This window comes from Streptomyces sp. NPDC050619, assembly GCF_040654815.1.
Classification (GTDB): Bacteria; Actinomycetota; Actinomycetes; order Streptomycetales; family Streptomycetaceae; genus Streptomyces.
On the sequence record NZ_JBFAIR010000012.1, the window covers coordinates 65365 to 88925 of the forward strand.

The following is a 23561-nucleotide window of genomic DNA, read 5'->3' on the forward strand; positions in this document are numbered from 1 at the left end:
GCCGGGGCGTCGACGTGTCGAATCGTCGTCCGTCTCCGCGTGCGGGAACCGGCCGGTCAGGCCCGGGCGCGGCGCATCGCGGCGCGGCGCGAGGTGCGGCCGTCGTCCTTCTTCGGCGGGGACTTCTCGACCAGGCCGAGGACGACGGCCAGGTTCTCGACGAAGGAGCGGATCGTGGGGTACTCGATGAACGCGGACGCCTCCACCTGCTCGCCCAGCGCGTCGCCGAGGCGGACGGTGATGTCGATCAGGATGAGCGAGTCCAGGCCCATGTCGAACAGATTGCGGTCGTCCTCCGGGAGCCCATCGGCCCCCTCGCCCAGGACCCTGGCGATCTCGTGCTGCACGAACTCGGTGACGATGTCGACGCGTTCGTATCCGACTGCCGCGTCGAGCCGCTCGGTCAGGGTGTCGGGTTCCTGTGCGCGCCGCGGAGTGCGGCGGTGTTCCGGCTCGACCCAGTGGCGCTTGTGCTCGAACGGGTAGTGCGGAAGCGGGACGCGGCAGCGCTGCTCGCCGCCGTAGAACGCCTCCCAGTCGACGTCGGCTCCCGCGGTCCACACCGTCGCCAGGTCGTGCACGGTGCGGTGCAGGCCGGGCGGAGCGGTGCCGTCGGGCTGGAGGCGCAGCAGCAGGGCGTCCGCGGGAGCGTCGGCGGGCGTCTGCGGAACGCCGGTCCAGCCGGCCGGGTCCGTGTCGAGCAGGCGCAGTGCCTCCGGGACGGTGAGCGCCCCGGACAGGCAGGCGCCGACGAGCCGGGCCACCGGGCCACCGGTCACGGCGGCGGGCCGCACACCCCACGCGGTGAACAGGCGGGCGGCGGCCAGCTGGGCGACCAGGGCCGCCGTCGCGTCGTCGGAACCCAGCAGCGCTTCGGGGTCCGTGCCGGTCACTGCCTGGAGTTCCGTGCGGTAGGCGGACAGTGCGCGCAGCAGCGCCACGGCGTGGGCGCCGCCGTCACCGAGCCGGTCGGCCACGGCGTAGACCACGTCGGGGCGGTCGTCCGCGGCCTCCCCGGTGATCAGCTGCTTGCGGTCGGCGAGGGCGAGGGCGAGGGCTGCCTCGCGCAAGTCGGAGCAGACCACGGCGCAGCGGTGACGATGGCCACGGCGGCCGACACCGAGGGTCTTGGCCACGTCGGCGGGCGAAAGGTCCGGATGCCTGCGCAGGTGCCGGGCAAGGTCGGCCATGGCCCGCTCCAGGGTCTGCGGCGAGCGGGCCGAGAGCACCAGCAGCTCGGCCGGACGGGACCGGGACGGTGCCGGGCGGGCCGGCGGCTCCTCCAGGACGACGTGCGCGTTGGTGCCGCCGATCCCGAAGGAACTGACACCGGCGCGGCGCGGCGCACCGTGGGCGGCGGGCCACTCGGTGAGTTCGGTGGCGACGTGGAACGGCCCGGCGTCGAAATCGATCTCCGGGTTGGGTGACTCGAAGTTCAGGCTGGGGACCAGCTCGGCATGGCGCAGCATCAGCGACGTCTTGATCAGGCCCGCCATCCCCGCGGCGGCGTCGAGATGGCCGATGTTGGTCTTCACCGAGCCGATCGCGCAGCGGCCGACCGCCTCGGTGCCGCCGGTGTCCTCGGTGAACGCGGTGTTGAGCGCGGCCACCTCGATGGGGTCGCCGAGCGGTGTGCCCGTGCCGTGTGCCTCGACGTATCCGATGGTGTGCGGCGGGCAGTCGGCGATCTGCTGGGCGTCGCGAATGACGGCCGCCTGGCCCTCGACGGTCGGAGCGGTGTAACCGGCCTTCGCCGCACCGTCGTTGTTGACGGCGGTGCCCTTGATGACCGCGTGGATGAAGTCGCCGTCGGTGACGGCGCTGCGCAGCCGCTTGAGGACGACCGCGCCGACACCGTCCCCGACGATGGTGCCCTGCGCCTTGGCATCGAAGGCGCGGCAGTGCCCGTCCGGGGAGAGGATCATGCCTTCCTGGTAGCGGTAACCCTGCCGCTGCGGCACCTTGATGTGCACCGCCCCGGCCAGCGCCACGTCGCAGTCGCCGCTGATCAGGCTGAGGCAGGCGGTGTGCACGGCGACCAGTGAGGTGGAGCACGCGGTGTTCACGCTGAGGCTGGGGCCCCGCAGGTCCAGCTTGTAGGACACCCGGGTGGCCAGGAAGTCCTTGTCGTTGGCGAGCATCAGCCGGTAGTCGTCGAGGGCGGAGGCGTCGCGGTAGCGGTCGTGCAGGTTGTGCAGCAGGTACGTGTTCATGCCCGCGCCCGCGTACACGCCGATGGCGCCGTCGTACGCGCCGGGGTCGTATCCGGCATCCTCCAGCGCTTCCAGGGCGCATTCGAGGAACTGCCGGTGCTGCGGGTCGAGTATCTCCGCCTCGTCGCCGGTGACCCGGAAGAGGTCGGCGTCGAACTGGTCGACGTCGGGCAGCACTTGGGCCGCCCTGACATAACTCGGGTCGTCCAGGAGCTGCGGATTCACGCCCGCGGCGAGCAGTTCCTCGTCGGACAGGAAGGTCGTCGACTCCACGCCCTCCCGCAGATTGCGCCAGAAGGCCTCCACGGAGGGCGCGCCCGGCAGGCGGCAAGCCATGCCGACGATGGCGATGTCGGATTCACTGATCTCGTCGTGCTGGTCCATCGCTGCCTCCTTCAGGCGAGCTTTATGCCCATGCGGGTGGCCGTCGTGCGCATGTCGAGAAAGCTGCGGGCCACGAAGCGGGCCGCATTGTCGTCCCCGTGCAGTTCCCTGAATATCTCGACCAGTTCCGGCTCGTGCCGCCGCGGGTCGGCATCGCTGTGGGCGAGGTCGAAGATGATGTCCTGCAGCCGCTGCTCGATGTCCGGCAGGTTCGCCGCGCGCGGGAACTTGATGCTGTAGGTGGAGCGGTCGTAGTTCTTGTTCTTCTTCACCGCGCGCAGGTGACTGGAGGCGTTCAGCTTGTAGAACATGCAGCCCCAGTTCGAGAACGAGTAGTAGTTCAGCAGGGGATACAGAGTGCAGTGAGTCTCCAGCGGCGAGGACTGGTAGAGGCCCTTCTCCTTCAGTTCCCGCACCATCACATCGGGGTCGTAGTCGTAGCGCATCGCGATGAACGGGAAGACGATCTTCGGGAGTTCGTCATCCGTGGCGAACAGCACGTCCTCCAGTTCCTCTCCGAAGAGCCGGCCGGTCAGCTCGGGGCCGAAGGTCTCGTAGAAGCCGCGCACGATCTCCCGGACGTTGGACTCCATCGTGAGGATCTGCTGCGGGTCGGCGCACAGAGCGATGTACGGGATCTTGTTGCGGATCGCGTGGAGGATGGCCCGGATGACGAAGAATGTCCGGCAGGACACGCACGGCAGTTTCTCGTCGAGATACTTTCCGGGCTTCTGCGGCGCGGGCCGGTTGAAGACGTCGCGCATCATCGTGGTGATGCCGGCCTCGTCGGAGTCCAGCACGAAATGCGCGGGGATCTTCTCCTTCGCCAGCCTGATGTTGTCGGCGGCGTGCTCGCTCTCGAAGGGGATGTCGAAGGTGTAGGCGAGGACGCGCTTGCCGTATTCGTTGACGAACTTGTCCAGCATGTACGTGCTGTCCTTGCCGCCGCTGTACATGAACAGGCAGTCGAACTCGCCGTCGAGGTTGGGGCCGCCGGCGGTGAACTCCTCGAAGATCCGGTTGGTGTAGGTGAAGTTCTCCAGCAGTTCGTCGGCCACTTCGAGGTTGCACAGGTTGCAGGTCTGGTTCTCGTCCAGGGTGATGCCGGGGTGGCCCTCTTTGAGAGAGCACACGGCGCAGTGGGCCATGAATCCTGTCCTTCAGGGTTGCTCGTACGCCGATGGCGTCTGTCGTCAGGTGGCGGTGGGGCCCGTTCCCCTCGGGGTGCGTCTGCCGCGCAGCCGTTCCAGCGACTCGCGCCGGTGCCGTGCCGGCCGGGCCGCGGCGGCCGGCCGTTCGCCGCGCCGTAGCGCGGCGAGATGGCGGGCCATGTCGCCGACGGTGGGATAGCGGAAGACGTCGACGCGGGTGACCGACGGATCCAGCGTGTCCCGCAACTCCTTGACCACGTGCATCAGCAACAGTGAATTGCCGCCGAGGTCGAAGAAGTTGTCGCGCGGGCCGATCAGGGGCACGCCGAGCACCCGGCGCCAGACGGTGGCGACAGCCCGCTCGGTGTCGGTCGTGAGCGCGGCCGGTCGGTCCGGTCCGGGCTGATCCGGGGCGGGCAGGGCCTTGCGGTCGACCTTGCCGTTGGGGGTGAGCGGGACCTCGTTCAGAGCGACCACGACCGCGGGCACCATGTATCCCGGCAACACGCTGCGCAACGCGTCGCGCAGTACCGCGGTGTCCGGTTCCGTGCCGGGGTCGGCCACCACGTAGGCGACGAGCCGGCGGTCGCCGGGGCTGTCCTCGCGGACCACCGAGACCGCCTCCCGGATGCCCTGCCGGGCCCGCAGGTGGTGCTCGATCTCGCCCAGCTCGATGCGGTAGCCGTGCAGCTTGACCTGGCTGTCGACGCGGTTGAGGTACTCCAGCCGGCCGTCGGGCAGATGGCGGACGAGGTCGCCGGTCCGGTACATCCGCGCGCCGCCGGGCGCGGCGGTTCGCCAGGGGTCCTCGACGAACCGCTCGGCGGTGAGCTCGGGCCGCCCGAGGTATCCATGGGCCACGCCGTCCCCGCCGATGTACAGCTCTCCCGGTGTCCCCGGAGGGACGGGTTCACCGAAGCGGTCCAGCACATAGCAGCTGGTGTTCGCCAGGGGACGTCCGATCGTCACCCGGTCACCGCGTTCGACGCGGCAGACAGTCGACCAGATGGTGGTCTCGGTGGGACCGTACAGGTTCCACAGTGCCCCGGCCCTGGCGAGAAGTTCTTCGGCCAGGTCCGACGGCAGCGCCTCCCCTCCGCACAGCGCCTTCAGGCCCGGATGTCCCGCCCAGCCCGCGGTGAGCAGCATGCGCCAGGTGGCGGGCGTGGCCTGCATCATGGTGGGCCGAGTCCGCTCCAGCAGGGTCCGCAGGGCGAAGCCGTCCGCGGCGGTCTCGGCCGGCGCGATCTCCACCCGCGCACCGGTGATCAGTGGCAGGTACAGCTCCAGTCCCGCGATGTCGAAGCACACGGTGGTCACGGCCAGCAGCCGGTCGTGCTCGGCGACTTCGAATTGCCGGGCCATGGCGCACAGGAAGTTCGTCAGCGCGCGATGCCCGATCTGCACGCCCTTGGGGCGCCCGGTGGAGCCCGAGGTGTAGATGACGTATGCCCGATCGTCGGCACCGACCGGGGCGCGCCGGCCGGCCGGGCGTTCGCGGTCCTCGTCAAGGAGCAGCAGGTCGGCGTGCACACCGCTCAGCGTGGGCCGCAGCGCGGACTCGGTGACCACCAGCCGCAGTTGCGCGTCGTCGGCCATGGCGGCGATGCGCTCCGGCGGGTACACGGGGTCGAGCGGGACGTAGGCGGCACCCGACTTCAGCACCGCCAGCAGGCCGACCAGCAGCTCCGGGGAGCGCCGCAGGGCCACGCCCACCAGCGCACCGGGGAGGGCGCCGCGCGCGGCGAGTTCGGCCGCGAGGCGGTCGGACCGCTCGTCCAGTTCCCGGTAGGTGAGCGTCCGGTCCCCGCAGGCGACGGCGACGGCGTCGGGGCGGCGCCGGGCCTGGCGGGTGAAGAGCTCGTGCACGCAGAGCTGGGACGGGTAGTCGGCGGCGGTGTCGTTCCACTCCACCAGCACGCGTTCGCGCTCGTCGGACGTCAGCGCCGCCACCTCGGTCACCGGCCGGTGGGGGTCGGCCGCCACCGCGTCGAGGAAGGCCGCGAACCGCGCGGCCGTTGCCGGGTCGGGGTCCTCCCACCGCACCCACGTTCCGTCCTCGGCGATCCGCACGAGCCGGGTCGGCGCGAGACTGGTCACCGGGCCGGGGAAGCCGGTGGCGCCCTGGTCTGGTGTCGGGGTGGCGTCCGAGGCGGGTGACGTGGTGCCGTCCAGGACAAGTGACCTGGCGCCGCCCACGTCTGGTGTCGGGGTGGTGCCCGAGTTGGCTGACGTGGTGGCGTCTTGGTCTGGTGTCGGGGTGGTGCCCGAGTTGGCTGACGTGGTGGCGTCTTGGTCTGGTGTCGGGGTGGCGCCCGAGTTGGCTGAGGCGGTGGCGCCCTGGTCTGGTGTCGGGGTGCCGTCCAGGACAGGTGAGCTGGCGCCGCCCACGTCTGGTGTCGGGGTGGCGCCCGAGTCGGCTGACGCGGTGCCGTCCAGGTCTGGTGTCGCGGCGCCGCCCGAGTCGGCTGACGCGGTGCCGCCCAGGTCCGGTGACGTGGTGCCGCCCCAGTCGGGCCCGGTGTGCAGTTCGATGCGGATGGGCCATCGCGCCGTCTGCGGATCCCGGGCGGGGACGCCCATCGTCTCGTCGCTCCGGAGGAGGGACCGCACCTCGTCGTGGATCCGTGCGAAGGGCCGGCCGTCGGCAATGCGCGGCAGGGGGAACGGAACGTGGGTCGCTACCGCGGGGTGGGGCGGGCAGGCCGCCAGGTGCCGCCAGCGCAGGGCGACGCCCGTGTCCTCCTCCTCGGTGCCGCGGGAGGCGAAGGCCAGGACGGCGGCGAGCAGCAGCTCCGGATCGGCCGTGTGCCGGGTGTCGAGCCGGACTACGTGAGCAGGCCCTGTGTGGTCCACCTGCGGGCGGTTCAGCCGGGCCGAACGCTCGGTCCAGTGCCGCTCCGAGTCGGGTCGGCATGCCGCCCGGCGCCGGGCCAGTGCGCCGGAGACCGGGCCGGTCTCGGTGAACAGGTCTCCGGTCGGCAGGGCGGGTGCGTCGATCAGCGCCCTGAGCAGTGTCACCGTGTCATGCAATACCTGCCGGGCGACCGTGTCCGGCAACTGCCGCCGGTCGTGGCCGAGTTTGAGCAGCAGCCGTTCGCCCTGGTAGGCGCTGAGGGTGAGCGGATAGTTGCTGCGTTCCTCAAGGTGGAAGTCGCGGTTCTGCCAGGCTCCGCCCTGCTGCCGCAACTCGTCCTGGACCGTCCGGCTTTCGAAGACGACGACACTGTCGAACAGCGCGGAGCTGTCCGGGACGGCGCTGAGCTGGTGGATACGGGGCAGCTCGATGTGCTCGCCGCGGCGCAGGGCGAGATACCCCTCGCGCAGGGCACGCACCAGATCGGCTCCGGTGGCCGAAGCGTCGAGGACCACGCGCAGCGGCAGGGTGTTGATCAGCAGGCCCACCATGTCGCGGCCTTCGGGCGCGAACGACCTGCGGGACTTGGTGACGCCGAAGACCACCTCGCTCCGGCCGCTGTAGCTGCCGAGCAGCAGGGCCCACGCGGCCTGGACGAGGTTGTTGAGGGTGCCGCCGCACCGCTCGGCGAGCGCGGCGGCCGCTTTCACCGTGTCCGCGTCCAGTTCCGTCTGGACGGTGCCGAAGGCGTCCTCGCCGGGCCCGAGGGTGCGCGCGGCGGTCACCACCAGCGGCGTGCGGCTGCGGACCCCGTCCAGGTACTCCCGCCAGAACGCCTCGCCCTGCGCGGGGTCCTGTTCGGCGATCCGGCGCACGTACGCATCGAACCCGGGCCGCGGTGTCAGCACGGCCTGGCGGCCCTCGAGCGCGGCGTCGTACAGCTCGAACAGCTCGGTCAGCAGCAGCGCGTAGGAGCGGCCGTCCATCAGCGCGTGGTGCGAAGTCCACAGCAGCCGGTACTCGACCCGGCCGGTGCGCAGCAGGGCGAAGCGCGTCGGCGATTCCTCGGCGAAGGCGAAGGGCCGCCGGGCGTCCTCGCGCAGAAAACGGCGCACGCGGCCGTCCGAGTCCGCCTCGCCGCGCCAGTCATCGACGCTCAGACGGGCCCGGCCGTGCGGGTGGACCACCTGGCGGGGAGCGGACGGGTCGTCCAGTACGAAGGTGGTGCGCAGTACCGGATGCCGAGCCACCAGCTGGTCGAGCGCCTGTCGCAGCACGGCCGCGTCGACGGCATGGCGCAGGGTGACGATCTTCTGTTGCACGTACACGCCGTCGTCCGGGGCGCTGAGGCTGTGCAACAGCATCCCGTGCTGGAGCGCGGTGAGCGGTGACTCGTACGGCTGTGCCGTGTGGTTCGCCGTCATGACAGGCGGCTCGCTTCGTTCGTGTCGGGGCCGGAACCGGTTGACTCCCCGTGCTGGGAGAGCAGTTCGGCCAGCAGTTCATCGACGGCCGCGTCGGGTAGGGCCGCGACCAGGCGCTCCACGTCGTCGGCCGGGGAGGGTCGGGGCTCCGCGGAATCGGGGGCGGGCATGGGGGCGGGTTCGCTGGTGGGTGCGGGCGGCTGGGTGCGGAAGTGTGCGGCCAGTTGCCGGATGGTGATCCGCTCGAACAGGAGGGTCGCCGGCTGCGGTCCGTACACCGATTCCAAGGCCCGGGTCAGCTCCAGGACGACCAGCGAGTCCACGCCGTACGTCTCGAAGGTGAGGTCGGGATCGAGCTGGTCGGGGGTCATCTCCAGGACCCGGGCGAAGACCTCCGTCACTTGGTGAAGGGCGTCGTCCGGGGACCCCGCGGAGACCGGGGACACGTCGTCAGGAGCCGGTGCGGGGGCCGGCGCGGAGGCGGGGACTTGGGTCGAGGCGGGCACCGAGTCCCGCCCGGCGACGAGCACCACGCCGTCGCTGACGGCGGCGATGACGCTCTGGAAGGCCGCTCCGGCCCGAGTCGTCGGCGCCGCCGCGCTGATGTCCGTGAAGCCGCACGCCGCCAGCACGTCCCGCCACTGCCGCTCACTCGCCAGCGGGGACCGGGGCATACGCTGCTCGGAGTCGGCGAACAGCCACCAGCCGGCCGTCAGGCCGAAGATCAGCGCCAGTTGGTGCCGGACCCGGGTGCCCTCCACGAGCAGCAGCGCCCCGCCCCGCCGCAGCAGCCACTTGGCCCGGGTCAGCGCGTCGGACAGCCGCCGGGTGGCGTGCAGGACGTTGGTGCCGAGCACCACGTCGTGGGTGCCGGGCGCGAGGCCCTGCCCGGCCGGGTCGGCCTCGATGTCCAGCACCTCGAAGCGAGCGAAGGGGTACTCCGCGCCGAAGCGGCTCCTGGCCTTGCGGACGAAAGCCTGGGAGATGTCGGTGAAGACGTATTCGACCGAGTCCCCGTAAGGGGCGAGCGCGGCGAGCACGGCCGCCGTCGTACCGCCTGTGCCGGCGCCGACCTCCAGGATCCGCAGCGGTGTCGCGGGGTCGGCGGCCCGGCGGGCCCGGACCTGCTCGACCACGAGCCGCGCCACCTCGGCGTTGCAGCGGTCGGTGACCGGGTCGCCCCGGTAGACGGCTGCCACGCGCTCGGCGGAGCCGTCCGGGAAGAGGATCTCCATGGCGGGGCGGCGGCCGGTGAGCACGTCGGGCAGCGCGGTCAAGCAGTCGCCCATGAGTGCGACGACCGGCGCGAGGGGGGGATGACGTTCCGCCAACTCGCCCAAGGCGGACACGAGTTCGGCCTCGGGCTCGACCGTACGGCCCGCCGGGCGGACCCGGCCGCCGTCCGTGACCGTCAGCCAGTCCGCCTCCGCGAGAATGTCCAGCTGTGCCTGGAACAGCGCGGCGTGCTCGGGTACCACACCCAGGCGGGCGGCGAGTTCCTCCCGGGAGGCCTCGCCCGCACCGAACAGGCCTGCTCGGTGCAGCACCGACGCCAACAGGAGCTCCGCCAGGCGCTCCACCTCGAGGGCCGCGTGCTGGTGCGCGACCAACTCGTGGTCGGGGTCGGGCGCGTCCGGGAAGGAGACCTCGGGCAGCGGGCCGGAGGTACCGCCGGGGAGCACCCTCAGAGTGCGATCGGGGTCGATGCCGAGGTGGTCCAGGACGGGCCGGTCGGCGTCCAGGGCGAACACCTGGGGCAGCCCGGCGGCGAGGGTCCGCTCGACGATGGTCATGCCCTGCTCGGCGGTCAGCGCACGGATGCCGGCGGTCTCGAAACGCCGCAGCACCCGTTCGCGCTCCCGGTCACCGCCCGCGTGCCAGTAGCCGAGGTTGAGCACCCGTACCGGGAAGGGCAGGGTGCGGGCGGCGTGCAGGGCGTAGGCGTCGGCGAAGGCGCAGCCGGCCGCGTAGCCCGCCTGGCCGTGGTTGCCCTCGAAGACCACGCCGGAGGAGTAGAACAGCGCGAAGTCCAGCGGCACATCGCGTACCGCGTGCAGCAGGCTCCAGGCTGTGTCGGTCTTGGACGTGAGCGCGGTCCGCAGCTCCACCTCCGGCAGGTCCCGCAGCACCTGGTTCACCAGCTCCATCGCGGCGTTGATCACCCCGTGCAGAGCGCCGAACTCGCGCACAGCGAGGTCGACGGCCTCCCGCAGCGCGGCCGGGTCGGTGGCGTCGGCGGCGAGGTGGCGGACCTCGGCGCCCGCCTTCTCGAGTTCCGCGATCGTCTGCCGCCGGGCCTCGTCGAGCGGGGAGCGGCCGACCACGACCAGCTTCGCCCCGTAGGCGCGTGCCAGGTGCCGGCAGGTGTCCCGGCCGACGACGCCGAGGCCGCCGACCACCAGGTAGACGCCGCCCCTGCGGAACCGGGGCGCGGCGGCGGGCAGTTCGACCCGCTCCAGCGTGCGCACGCGACGGACGCCGGACCGCAGCGACACCGGCACCGGCCGGGCCGGGAACGGCTCCGCCACGATCGCGGCGACGGCCAGTTCGGCCTCCACCGCGCGCACGTCGACCAGCGCCACGCTCAGATTGGAGAACTCCTTGGCCGCGACGGCCGCGAGTCCCGCGATCCCGGCCGCCCACGGGGTGGAGTCGTCGCCGGCCTCCAGCGGGTGGACATCGGTGGTGACGACCTTCAGGCGCACCTCGCGTTCCAGCGCGCCGTGCCGGTCCAGGGCCCGCACCAGGCGGTACAGGGCGACGGGGCCGCGGTCGGCCAGGGCACGCAGTTCGCCGCGGTCGACGGGCTCGGGCCCGGGCGTCATACCCAGGAAGTAGACGAGGTCGGGCGCGTCGGATCCGGCGAGGACGCGGTCGAGTTCGGCGTCGGTGAGGCCGGCCGGACCGATCGGCAGCCGCCGTACGTCCGCGTCCTGGTGGGCGCGGGCGATACCGGTGGCGGGCTCGGCGTCCAGCCGGTCCCCGACCAGGAGCACGCCGCGGGCGGCCGCGGCACGGCCGTCGGCGGGCCGGGCGGTCCACACCGGCCGGTGCACGACCACGGCGGACGGCTTGGCCTCCCGGTAGGTCAGGCCCTCGAACCGCACCCGTACCGCGCCGGCGTCGTCGCAGAGCAGCACATCCCAGCGGTCGGTCCCGGTCTGCCGGACGTACGACCAGCCGGTCGCCGGGACCGGGCCGAAGACCTCGACGCGGTCGGCCGCGAACGGCAGCATCGGCCGGGCGCGCTCGCCACGACGGCGGACCAGCAGGGCGGCGACGGTGTGCAGGGCGGCGTCCAGGACGCCCGGGTGCAGGGCGTGCGCCGGGTCGTCCCGGCCCGCCGCCTCGCCGATCCGGCCGAGCACCTCGTCCACGCCCGTCCACACCTGCCGGACGCGGCGGAAGTACGGCCCGTACGGCAGCCCTTGCCCGGCCAGCGCCCGGTAGAAGGCGCCCTCGTCGGGGCCCTCCTCCAGGCGGGCGCGCAGCGCGGTCACATCGAGAGGGGCGGGCTCGGCGGGGGCGTCGGCGAGGTGGCCGTAGGAGCGTATGACCTCGTCGGCGCCACGGACCTCGTACCGGTCGCCGTCGAAGGCCACGGCGACCGGCTCCTCGTCGCCGGTCACGGCCAGCGGGACGACCCAGCGGACGTCCCTCAGGGCCCGACCGGTCAGCCCGCCGCTCGCCTCGGCGACGAGGTCCAGGTGCCCGACGCCCGGGAGGACCGGCCGCCCGTCCACGACGTGGTCGCGCAGCACCGGCTCGTCGGCGGTGAGTTCGCGCCGCCACACAGGGGCGTTCTTCCTCGGGGCGGGCGGCGGCGTGGTGTCGAGCCAGTGCCGGACCCGCTCGAAGGGATACGTCGGAAGGGGCACCCGGCGGCGCCCGGCGGGACGCAGGCGGTCGAGGAGGTCCCAGTCGACGGTGACGCCGGACACCCACAGCCGGCCGAGGAGGTCGTCGGCGCCGGCGGCGATCTGGGCGGCCAGGAAGTCCTCGGCACCGGCCCCCTCGGTCAGCAGATCGGCCAGCGGCGGATGCTGTTCGACGCGGCCCCGGTGCAGCCACTGGCCGCCCTCGCCGCGTCCGACGGCGGCGAGCTTGCCGGCCGCGTCCGCGAGATCGGCGGCGACGAACGCCAGCCGCTCGGCGAAGGGTTCGCGGCCCACGCGCAGAGTGTGGGCGACGTCCCTGAGGCGCGGGCCGGCCGGGGCGGCGGCGAGGGCGCGGCCCAGGTCGGCCGCGTAGACGCGCAGCCGGTCCTCGTCGCGGGCGGAAAGGACGATCAGCTCCGCGGACTCGGACTCGGACTCGGACTCGGGCCCGGCGGGCGGGGGCTCGGGCGCCAGGTATTCCTCCACGATGACGTGCGCGTTGGTGCCGCCCGCGCCGAAGGAGCTGACGGCGGCACGGCGCGGCAGCGGGCGGCCGTCGGCGTCGTGGGCGCGCGGCCAGGGCGTCGTCTCCCGCTGCACGGTGAACGGCGAGCGGTCGAAGTCGATGACGGGGTTGGGTTCCTCGGCGTGCAGCGTGGGCAGCAGGGTGCCGTGCCGAAGTTGGAGGACGGCCTTGGTGAGCCCGGCGATGCCGGCGGCGCCCTCCAGGTGGCCGATGGCGGACTTCACCGAGCCGAGCGCGCAGAACCCGGTGTCGTCGGTATGCCGGGCGAAGGCCTGGGCCAGCGCGGTGTGCTCGATCGGGTCGCCCAGGGCGGTCCCGGTGCCGTGCGCCTCGACGCAGCCGATGGTGCGGGCGTCGATGCCCGCGGTGTCCAGTACCTGTTCCACCAAGGCCCGTTGGGCCTGCGGATTGGGCACCGTGTAACCGCTGGTACGACCGCCGTGGTTGACCGCGCTCGCACGGATCACGGCGTGCACGGTGTCGCCGTCGCGGACGGCGTCCGACAGCCGCTTGAGCACCACCGCGCCGACGCCCTCGCCGGGCACGTAGCCCGTGCCGCCCGCCCCGAAGGCACGGCAGCGGCCGTCGGCGGACAGCATCGTCTTACGGCTGAGGTGCACGTACTTGTCGGGGTGGACGGCGACGTTCACCCCGCCCGCGACGGCGTACGAGCACTCACCGCGGCGGATGCTCTCGCATGCCTGGTGCAGGGCCACCAGGGAGGCGGAACAGGCGGTGTCCACCACCACGCTCGGGCCGCGGAAGTCCCCGAAGTAGGAGACGTGGTTGGCGATGGCGGACCGGTTGGCCAGTACCACCTGGTGGTTGCCCCGCGCGGATTCCGTGGCTCCGAGGATCGCGTAGTCGTCCCACATGACGCCGACGAAGACTCCGGCGTCATGGCCCTGGCCGCCGAACCGGGGCGCCGGGATGCGGGAGGGCGGGTAGCCGGCGTTCTCCAGCGCCGACCAGGCCGTCTGGAGGAAGAGCCGCTCCTGCGGGTCCATCGCGCGGGCCTGCTTGGGCGCTGTCTGGAAGAACAGCGAGTCGAACGAGTCCACGTCCGACAGGAAGCCGCCCCAGCGGCTGTAGCTGCGGCCCGGCGCGGCCGGGTCCGCGTCGAACAGGGCGTCGGCGTCCCAGCGGTCGGCGGGGACCTCGCTCACGCAGTCGCGGCCCTCGACCAGGTTGCGCCAGAACTCCTCCAGGGTGTCGGCCTGGGGGTAGCGACCGCTGATGCCGATGACGGCGATGGGCTCGTCGTCGGAGCGGCGGGCGGGCGGGGTGTGCGGGGCCGCGGCGGGTACGGGTGCGGGCACGGGAGCCGTGTCCTGCCGCCGCGGCTCGGTCTCCGCCGGGAACAGCCGGGCGACCGCGTCGGCGTGTTCGGCGAGGACGTGGCCGGCCAGGTCGTCGACCGTCCGGTATTCGAAGAAGACGGTGCCGCGCAGGCCCGGGAAGTCCTTGCCCAGCAGCGAGTTGGACTCCATCACCAGGACCGAGTCCAGGCCGTAGTCGTCCAGCGGGACACGGCTGTCGAGGCGTCCCACGGGGAGCTTGAGCACGCCCGCGAGGACGCCGCGCAGGTGCTCGACCAGCCGGTCCCGGAGGGCGGAGACGGCGGGCGCCGCGACCGGGGCCGGCGCCGCGGGAGTCGCGGGCGCGTCCGTCAGGGCCGCGTCCATGACCGCCGGGTCGCCCCAGGCGGGGACGAGCCAGCAGGCGCCGGGGGCGAAGGAACGCGTGAAGAGGTCCAGCCCCTGGTCGGCGGTCAGCGCCCGCATCCCGCTGCGGCGGGTGTACGCGGTCAGTTCCTCCTCCCGGACCAGCCCGTCGACCCCGCCGACCGCCCAGAGCGGCCAGGCCAGGGAGAGACTGCGGCCGTGCCGCTCGCCCCGCCGCACCCGGGTGTCCCTGAGCACCGTGAAGAGATCGGCGAAGCGGTTGGCGGTGGCATAGCCGGCCGCGCCGAAGTCGCCGATGAGGGAGGAGACGGAGGAGAACATCACGAAGAGGTCGAGAGGGTCCTCGCCGGTCAGCCGGTCCAGATTGACCAGGCCGTGCGTCTTGGCCGCGAGCAGCCGGGCGAACCCCTCCCGGTCGCCGCCCGCCCCGCCCCCGTCGGCGACGCCCGCCAGGTGGAACACGCCGTGCAGCGCGCCGAACCGCTCCCGGGCGGCGGACAGGGCCGCGTCGAGTTCGTCGGAGCGGGCCACGTCGGCGCGCAGGGCGAGCACTTCGGCGCCGAGGCCGGTGAGAGTGCGGTGCCACGCGCGGGCGCCGTCGTCGGGCTCGGAGCGGCTGATCAGCACCAGCTTGGCGGCGTGGGTGCGGGCCAGGTACTCGGCGAGCACACGACCGATGGCACCGGTGCCGCCGGTGACGACGTACACGCCGCCCCGGCGCAGCGGAGGTTCGACCGGGGGAGCCGTCTCGGCGAGCGGGCGCAGCGACCGCACCTCCCGCTCCCCCGAGGCGGTACGGCGGACCTCAAGACCGGCGGCGCGGGGCGCTGCGCGCAGTTCGGCCGCCATGGCCCGGGCGACCTCGACGGCCGGGGCCACGGCGTCGACGCCCAGAGTGAGCAGTTCGAGGCGGGGCGCGGCCGGGGCCGTGGAGCGGGCGAACCCCGCCAAGGCGGCCCAGTGGGGCCGGTCCCTGCCGTCGTCCTGCGGGTGGACCACCAGGCACCGGACGCGGCCCGGCAGCGCTCCGGAACGGACCGAGTCCAGCACGTCCAGCACGGGGACGCAGGCGCGGTCGAGGAGGTCGGCCGGGGAGGTGCCGCCCGCCTCGGCGTCGGTGAGACCGCCGACGGCGACGAGGTCGAGCCCGTCCTCCCCGGCAAGGGAGGCGAGGGCTGCGGTGTCCTCGCCGACGGTGACGACGCGCGACCACACACCGGTCGCGGCCAGCGCGGCCTGAAGCTCCGGGTGCCGGCCGAGCAGGGCGAGAGTCCCGGCGGCGCTGCCCGGCTCCGGGGTGGCGGCGGGCCGCCAGTACGGCTCGTAGAGACGTGCTTCGCCAGGGGCGGGAGCCGGTTCGGCCGGCGCAGGCGGCGCGCCCTGCGCGGTTCGGTCGGTTCGCCCGGTCGATTCGGTCGACGCGACCGCCGCAGTTGCCCGAGTCGGCGCGCTCGACGCCGACGGCACGCTCGACGTCGACGGCGTGCGCCCGGCGAAGTCCCGCGCCGTGGCCAGTACGTGGCCCTCGTCGTCGTACACGGTCAGATCGAAGCGGCGCACGCCCGCCGACTCGCCGGCCAGCCGGGCGTGCGCGTGGCAGACGCCGGGCAGCTCGGCGAAGACGTCCAGGGCGCCGAGGCTGAAGGGGACGGCGAGTTCACCGGGGCGCGGTGCGGCGGACCGGCCGCTCCAGTGACAGGCCCGCAGAGCGCCGTCGAGGAGCGCCGGCGGCAGCTCCATAGCGGTTGTACCGGTTGCTGAGCCGGCGCTCAGCCGGACCAGCGCCTCGCCGGTGCCGACCCGGATCTCGTCGATGACCTGGAAGGAAGGGCCGTAGGCGAATCCGGCGCTCTCGTAGTCGCGGTAGGCGGCGGGCCCCTCGCGTACGACGGCGAGCCGGGCGCGCAGCGCGGCGAGATCCTCGGCGGCCGGCGGGGCGGCGGGGGCCGGGACAGCGGTGCCCCGGGCGTGGGTGATGCGCGCGGCACCGGTCCCGCTGTACACCTCGAAGGCCAGGCCGGTGCCGGTGCCGTCCTCGTTCGGGCGGAAGGAGACGTACAACTCCAGTTCACCGTCGGCGAGTTCGACAGCTCGCCCCCACACCACCTCGCGCAGCGCGTGCCGGATGTCCGGCTCGGCGAGCGCGGCGGCGGCGCGGACGAACTCCAGGGTCGCCGCGCCCGCGAGCAGCGGCCGGCCCTCGATCACGTGGTCGCGCAGCAACGGGTGGTGAGCGCGCAGCGTCTTGCGGAAGCGGACCTCGGTGACGGTGGACTCGTTGGCGTCGACCAGCGGATGCGGTGCGGCCGTGCCCAGGTCGGGGTCGAGCGGAATCCAGTAGCGCTCGGCGGCGAACGGGTACTGCGGGGCGCGCACCCGGCGCGGGGTGGGCCCCGGCCGGCCGGCGTGCCAGGCGGCCCAGTCCACGTCGGCGCCCCCGAGCCAGCGGCGGGCCATCTCGGCCGGCGGGCCGCCGTCGGCGAGCTCGGGCGCGGGCCCGCCGTCGGCGAACCGGCGCAGAGCGGCGACGAGTTCGCTGCCGTCGGTGACCAGCACCGCGAGCCGGGTGTCGAGGGCTTCGCGGCCCACCTGGCTGGTGAAGCACAGGTCGGTGAGCGGCACCCGTTCGGTCGTCAGGAAGCGTGCGGCCCCCTCGGCATAGGCACGCAGCCGCTCCTCGTCGCGAGCGGACAACAGGAACAGCACAGGCTCGTCGGCGCGCTGCTCGCCCGCCGGTACGTCGGTGACCGGTTCGGGGCGCGGCGACTCCTGAAGGACCAGGTGCGCGTTGGCGCCGCCCGCGCCGAAGGAGCTGAGTCCGGCGTGGCGCGGTCGGTCCCCGTCGGGCCAGGCGGACAGTTCGCGCTGGACGCGGAACGGGGAGCGCTCGAAGTCGATGTTGGGGTTCAGCTCGGCCGAGTGCAGCGAGGGCACCAGCGTGCGGTGCCGGAACTGGAGCAGCACCTTGGTCAGTCCGGCGATGCCGGCCGCGGACTCCAGGTGCCCGATGTTGGACTTGACCGAGCCGATCGGCACGGTGCCGGGCGTGGTCCCGTCCGGGCCGTAGGCATGGGTCAGGCCGGTCAGCTCGATCGGGTCGCCGAGCGCGGTGCCGGTGCCGTGTGCCTCGACGTAGCCGATGTCCCGCGAAGTGACGCCCGCCTGTTCCATCGCGGCGGTGATCACCCGCTGCTGGGCGCGCGGGTTGGGCACGCTGTAGCCGTTGGTGCGGGCGCCGTGGTTGACGGCGCTGCCCCGGATCACGCCGTGGATGCGGTCGCCGTCGGCCAGTGCCTGCCGGTAGGGCTTGAGCAGGACGGCGCCGACGCCCTCTCCGGGCACATAGCCGTCGCCGCCCGTGCCGAAGGAGCGGCAGCGGCCGTCGGAGGAGAGGAAGCGGCCCTGGCTGAGGAAGGCGAACTTGTACGGGTGCACGGAGACGTTGACGCCACCGGCGAGCGCCAGCTCGCTCTCACCCCGGCGCAGGCTCTCGCACGCCAGGTGGATCGCGGTGAGCGAGGAGGAGCACATGGTGTCCAGCGCCATGCTCGGGCCGGAGAGGTTCAGGGCGTGGCTGACCCGGTTGGCGATGGTGGCGAAGGACGAGCCGGTGAGCGGCCGGCCGCCGCGCAGGGCGTCCAGCGCGCCGTGGAACTGGTACTCGCCGTACATCACGCCGACGTACACGCCGACGCGCCGCCCGGACAGGTCGCCGCGGCGATGGCCGGCGTCCTCCAGGACGTGCCAGGCGTTCTGGAGGAACAACCGCTCCTGGGGGTCCATCAGTTCCGCCTGGCGCGGGGAGATACCGAAGAAGAGCGGGTCGAAGCGGTCGACGTCGCGCAGGAAACCGCCCCACCGGGTATGGGCGAGGCCGGGCGCCGCGGGATCGGGGTCGTACCAGCGGGTGCTGTCCCAGCGGTCGGCGGGGATCTCGGTGACGCAGTCGCTGCCCGCGGACAGGTTGGCCCAGAACTCGTCGAGGTCGTCGGCTTCCGGGTAGCGGCCGGCCAGGCCGATGACGGCGATCGCCTCGTCGTCCTCGGCGGGCGCCCCGTCGTCGGTGGTCTCGGTGGTCTCGGTGGTCTCTTTGGGAGCCGTGTACCGGGTACGACGGACGGTGCGCTCCGGGCGGGAGCTGTGGGCCACGGCTGTGGGCGTCACCGGTGCGTCGGCCGGGTCGCCGCCGATCGGGTCGCCGCCGATCGGCTCGCCCGGGTGGTGCTCGGCGAAGTAGTCGGCGAGTTCACCCAGGGTGGTGTACTCGAAGAACAGGGTCTTGGACAGGTTCTCGAAGTGCCGGTCCAGCTCGCGGTTGAGCTTGGCGATCATCAGCGAGTCGATGCCGTACCGGTCGAACGGGTCGTTCTCGGCCATCTCGGCCGCGTCCAGCCCCGTCTCGGCGGCGATCAGCTCGCGCAGCAGCCGCAGGGCCCGGGTGCGCGGGGCGTCGCCCTCGACGCCCTCGACGGTGGAGGGGACGGCTGGGCGGGCCGCCTGGGGGACGGGCGCGGTGAGCGCGGTGGTGATCTTCGGGACGTCTCCGTAGGCGGCGACGAGCGCGCCGGACACGCCGAGGGCGCGCTCGAACAGGGCGAGGCCCGTCGGCGTGGGCAGGACACCGAAACCGGTGCGGGCGGCGATGTCCGTGGCGGCCTCGGCGCTCTGGCGCATACCACCGTCGGCCCACATCGGCCAGGCGATCGCGGTGATACGGCCGTGCCGCTCGGCGTAGGCCTCCAGGTAGGCGTTGGCGTACGCGTAGTCGGTCTGTCCGGCGCTGCCGATGTGGGCGGCGATGGACGAGAAGGCGACGAAGAAGTCCAGCGGGTCGTCGGCGGTGGCCGCGTCCAGGGCACGCAGACCGGCCACCTTGGGGGCCAGGACGGCCGCGAAGTCCTCTTCGGACTTGGTGAGGGCGAAGCCGTCGCGCAGCACGCCCGCCGCGTGGACGACGCCGTTCAGCGGACCGAACTCCGCACGTATCAAGGACAGTTGCTTCCTGACGGCGTCGGGGTCGGACACGTCGACGCTGCGGTAGGTCACCTTGGCGTCGAGGTCGGCGGTCGGCCGTTCGCTTCGGCCCAGCAGCACCACGCGGGCGTCGGCCCGGGCGAGCAGCCAGTCGGCGACGGCCCGGCCGAGTCCGCCCGCGCCGCCCGTGACGACGTACACCCCGCCGTCGCGGACGGGGACCGGCCCGGCGACCGGGGCGGGCTCGGCCTTGGGCACGCGGCGGCCCTGCGGGGTGTGCGCGACTTCCGGGTCACGGCCGTGGCCGGACAGCTCCGCGGCGAGCGCGTCGGCCTCGGCCACGCCCTCGGCGAGGCCGACGGCCTGGACGGCGAGGAGAGGGTTCTCCACCCGGACGGTCCGGGCGAACGCGGCCAGGGCGGCGCGCTCGGGCCGGGGGCCGTCGGTGCCGTGGCGGTGGAGCAGGAGCACGCGCACGGGCGCCGTGGGGCGGGCGGCGAGGAGCCGCTGGACGACGTGCAGCGCCTGCTCGGGCGTCGGTTCGTCGACGAGCACGACGTCCGGCGCGGTGCTGGGGTCGAGGTCCTGGGTGACGGTGTCGACCCCCAGCGGGGCCAGGTGACCGGCGAGCTGCTCGTGACGGGCCCGGTCGGCGACGACGGTGGCTGTGGTGCCGATCGGGGCGCCGGTGTGCTCGCCGGGCGCGTCGGTCCAGCGGCGGACCAGCAGGGCCGACTCGTGGACCTCGCCGATTTCGCCGATTTCGCCGATTTCGCTGAGGACGCGCACGGCGAGGTCGTCCAGGCGGGCCAGCACCTGGCCGTGGGCGTCCACGAGGGTCAGGTCGGCGTGCGCGGTCCGGTCGCCCAGCCGGCCGGCCACCACGTGGACGCGGCAGGGCCCGGTGACGGGGGCGTGCACGGTGAGGTCGCCCAGGGCCAGGGGCAGGAAGCCGTCGGCCGTGTCGCCGTAGGCGCGGGCGAGCAGGACGACCAGGGCGTGCAGGGCGCCGTCCAGGAGGGCGGGGTTGAGCACCGCGCCGTCGAGGGAGGCGCCGTCGGGCAGGTCCAGAGTGCCCAGGGCCTCCCCGTCGCCGAGGTGGACCTCGGTGAGCGCCCGCATCCGGGGGCCGTAGTCCAGACCGTGGGCGCGCAGGGTGTGGTAGCAGTCGGTGTGGGCGACCGGTTCGGTGCAACGGGCGGCGACGGCCGCCAGGTCCACCGGGGCGGGCCGCGCGACCCCCGAGGGGTGGATCTCGCCGGCCGTGACCACCTGCTCGTCGGCGGTGAGTTCGAAGCCGACGGCGTCGCGCTCGTGCCACAGCTGGACCAGCGCGGTGCGCGGCCCGGAGGCGTAGGACAGCAGTTGTTCGAAGGAGATGCCGCGCAGCCGGACCGGTGCGCCGAGTGCGAGTTCGCCCGCCGCCCGGACCAGCTCCAGTTGCCCGGCCGCGGGCAGGACCGGCTCGGCGCCGACCCGGTGGTCGGCAAGGTAGAACTCGGTGCCGGTGCGGGAGCTGCGGTAGGCGACGGTGTCCAGGGTGGAGACGTTCTCGTCCAGCAGGGGGTGCGGGCCGGGGCCGGTGCCCTGTCCGGCGGGGTCGGCGATGTCCGGGCCGGTGACTTGTCCGGCGGGGGTGGCGATGTCCGGTCCGACGCCCTGACCTGCGGGGGTGGCGATGTCCGGGGCGACGCCCTGACCTGCGGGAGTGGCGATGTCCGGGGCGACGCCCTGACCTGCGGGGGCGGTGGTGACGCCCGGGCCGGTCAGCCAGCAGCGGCGGCCCTCGAAGGGGTACGTCGGCAGGGGGACGCGCCCGCGCTCCTCGCCCTCGAACCAGGCCGCCCAGTCGACGGCCGCACCCGCCTGCCAGGCGCGTGCCACCCCGTCCAACGGCCCGTCGGTCACGCCGAGGGCGACCCCGCGCACCTCGTCGTGGGCGCCGCGTACCGGGATGCGCGAACTACGGGCGGGCCGCATCTCGCCCTCTCCGGTCAACGCGTCCTTGAGCGGCAGCGCGCCGGTGACACAGGCGGCGAGCCGGGCCGCGAGTCCGTCACCGTGCACCGCGACCGGTGTGATGCCCCAGTCGAGCCAGAGCTTGCCGAGCGCGTACTGCACGGCGAACGCCGGCCCCCGCTCGCCCGGTTGCCCGGCACCGGCGGCGAGCGCGGCCTCGTAGTACCCGGTGAAGGCGGGCTCGGCGGCGCCCCACTCCTCGGCCAGCCGCACCGCGTCCGGGACGTCCTCGGCGAAGACGAACGACACCTCACCGGTGCCGGGCCGCTCGGGGACCGGGGCCTCGCGCAGGGCCCGGGCGAGGGCAGCGCCGTCGGAGCCGGTGACGGCGAGGCGGTAGTCGTGGGCGCGGCGGCCCACGGCCAGTGTGTGGGCGACATCGGCAAGGGCGACCGGGGCGTCGCCGTCGAGGTGATCGACGAGGTGGTCGGCCAGGTTCGCGGCGGCCGTGGCCAGTGCGGTCGCCGTACGGGCGGACACCACCAGCACCTGCGAGGGGCGCGAGTCCCCGGTGACCGGAGCGGGCGGAGCCTCCTGGAGGACGGCGTGTGCGTTGGTGCCGCCGATGCCGAAGGAGCTGACCCCCGCACGCAGCGGACCCTCCGCGGTCCAGGGCACGGTGTCCGTGCTGACCTTGAAGGGGCCGGCCGCGAAGTCGATGGCCGGGTTGGGGGTGCGGTGGTTGACGGTCGGCACCAGCGTCCGGTGTTTCATCATCAGCACGGTCTTGATCACGCCCGCGACACCGGCCGCCGCGTCCAGGTGGCCGATGTTGGACTTCACCGAGCCGATGGCGCAGAAGCCGGTGTCGCCGGTGGCCTCCCGGAACGCCCGGGTGAGCGCCGAGACCTCGACCGGGTCGCCGAGCCGGGTGGCGGTGCCGTGCGCCTCGACGTACCCGATGGAGCGCGGGTCGACGCCGGAGACGGCGTGCGCCTCGCGAATGACCGCGGTCTGCCCGGCGGCGCCGGGGGCGGCGAAGCTGACTTTCTCGGAGCCGTCGTTGTTGGTCGCCGTGCCCTTGATGACCGCGTGGATGGTGTCCCGGTCGTCGATCGCGTCCCGCAGGAGCTTCAGGACCACCACGCCCACGCCGTTGCCGACCACGGTGCCGCTGGCGTCGGCGTCGAAGGTGCGCACGTACCCGTCCTCGGACAGGATCGCGCCCTCCTCGTACAAGTACCCCTTCGCCTGCGGCACCTTGACGGTGACACCGCCCGCCAGCGCCATGTCGCACTCGCCGTTGACCAGGCCCTGGCAGGCCAGGTGGATGGCGACGAGGGAGGTGGAGCAGGCCGTCTGGACGGAGTAGCTGGGACCCTTGAGGTCGAGCTTGTACGACAGCCGGGTGGCCAGGTAGTCCTTGTCGTTGCCGACCATCACCGCGAAGTGGCTGGAGGTGGCGGTCTGGTCGACGTTGGGCAGGACGTGCTGCTGGAGGTAGGTGTTGACCGCCGCTCCGGCGTAGACGCTGATCAGCCCGTCGTAGCGGCCCGGGTCGTAGCCGGCGTGCTCCAGCGCGGCGTGACCGGACGTCAGCAGGACGCGGTGCTGCGGGTCGGTCACCGCGGCCTCGGCCGGCGTGAACTGGAAGTACCCGGTGTCGAACAGGTCTACGTCCGGGATGATCCCGTGGGCCGGCACGTAAGCCGGGTCGTCCAGCAGCCGAGGGGGCACCCCGGCTTCCGCCAGTTCCTCCCGGCCGAAGCGGGTGATGCCCTCGCGGCCCTCTCTCAGCAGACGCCAGAAGGAGTCCACGTCGTCGGCGCCGGGGAAACGCCCCGCCATACCGATGATCGCGACATCCGTCTCGGCTGCCTGGACTTCGTGGACCTCGTGGACCTCGTGGCTGCTCACTGGCCCGCTCTCCCTCTTCCGTGTGCCCGTCCCGGTGCGGGCGGGCGGTGGCTCTGGTACCGGCACCCGGTGGTGCTGCCGCGGTGACGGCTGATGACCGGCTCGCGCTCGTCGGTGTGGCTGCCGAGCAGCACGGCGAAGGCCGGCAGCAGGGTCAGGTACGCAGCGGCACCGGCGCCCCGGCCGGGCATCCGGAGGTTGCTTGCCACATGCCGTGGGAACCGGAGCTCCGCCGACCGCCGCCCGTGGCCGGGCAGGCCGAAGGGGAGCACCACCGCGAGGCAGGTCCCGGAGCGGGTGGCGCCGTCGCACACGGAGCCGCCCACGAACCGTTCCGTCCGTGCCCGGGACGCCCGTCCCGGGCCGGGGCACCCGTCGGCGAGCCGGTACCGGCGGCTCCTGGGTCCCGGGTCCAACGTGCGGACAGCGTCGGCGAGTTCGGACGCCAGGAGCCCGCGCAGCCGATGGGCGAACTCGGAGGTGACGGCGTCCAGCGCTCGGACCGTTCCGGCGGAGGGGACCACCGGATACGCAAGGCCACCGTGCACGGCGGCAGTCGACGACACTCGCAGTACCTCCCACACCACGGTGGC

The 23561-nt window shown here is 73.4% G+C and carries 5 protein-coding genes; all 5 read right to left on the reverse strand.

What is annotated here, in order from left to right:
* Window positions 1–56: 56 nt before the first annotated feature.
* Genes AB0I77_RS20880 through AB0I77_RS20900 form a run of 5 tightly spaced genes read right to left on the reverse strand, consistent with a single transcriptional unit; the run spans window position 57 to window position 23534 of the window.
* The gene (locus tag AB0I77_RS20880) at window positions 57–2597 is read right to left on the reverse strand and encodes a beta-ketoacyl synthase N-terminal-like domain-containing protein (RefSeq protein WP_363284115.1); all 2541 of its coding nucleotides are present in this window, start codon (window positions 2595–2597) and stop codon (window positions 57–59) included.
* Between the two features lie 11 nt (window positions 2598–2608).
* Window positions 2609–3745 carry an OzmP gene (locus AB0I77_RS20885; RefSeq protein ID WP_363284116.1) on the reverse strand — a complete coding sequence of 379 codons (1137 nt, stop codon included), beginning with the start codon at window positions 3743–3745 and terminating at the stop codon, window positions 2609–2611.
* A gap of 45 nt (window positions 3746–3790) precedes the next feature.
* Window positions 3791–8029: an amino acid adenylation domain-containing protein gene (locus AB0I77_RS20890; protein WP_363284117.1), complete on the reverse strand. Its 4239-nt coding sequence runs from the start codon at window positions 8027–8029 to the stop codon at window positions 3791–3793.
* Window positions 8026–22968: an SDR family NAD(P)-dependent oxidoreductase gene (locus tag AB0I77_RS20895; RefSeq protein ID WP_363284118.1), complete on the reverse strand. Its 14943-nt coding sequence runs from the start codon at window positions 22966–22968 to the stop codon at window positions 8026–8028. The genes AB0I77_RS20890 and AB0I77_RS20895 overlap by 4 nt, the downstream gene beginning before the upstream one ends.
* A complete protein-coding gene (locus AB0I77_RS20900) occupies window positions 22965–23534 on the reverse strand; it encodes a hypothetical protein (RefSeq protein ID WP_363284120.1) in 570 nt (189 codons plus the stop codon). The genes AB0I77_RS20895 and AB0I77_RS20900 overlap by 4 nt, the downstream gene beginning before the upstream one ends.
* Between the last annotated feature and the right edge of the window lie 27 nt (window positions 23535–23561).

What these genes read in the sequence shown, in the direction of transcription:
- AB0I77_RS20880 (WP_363284115.1), bottom strand. Translation starts at nt 2,597, where the DNA reads ATGGACCAGCACGACGAGATCAGTGAATCCGACATCGCCATCGTCGGC.
- AB0I77_RS20885 (WP_363284116.1), bottom strand. Translation starts at nt 3,745, where the DNA reads ATGGCCCACTGCGCCGTGTGCTCTCTCAAAGAGGGCCACCCCGGCATC.
- AB0I77_RS20890 (WP_363284117.1), bottom strand. Translation starts at nt 8,029, where the DNA reads ATGACGGCGAACCACACGGCACAGCCGTACGAGTCACCGCTCACCGCG.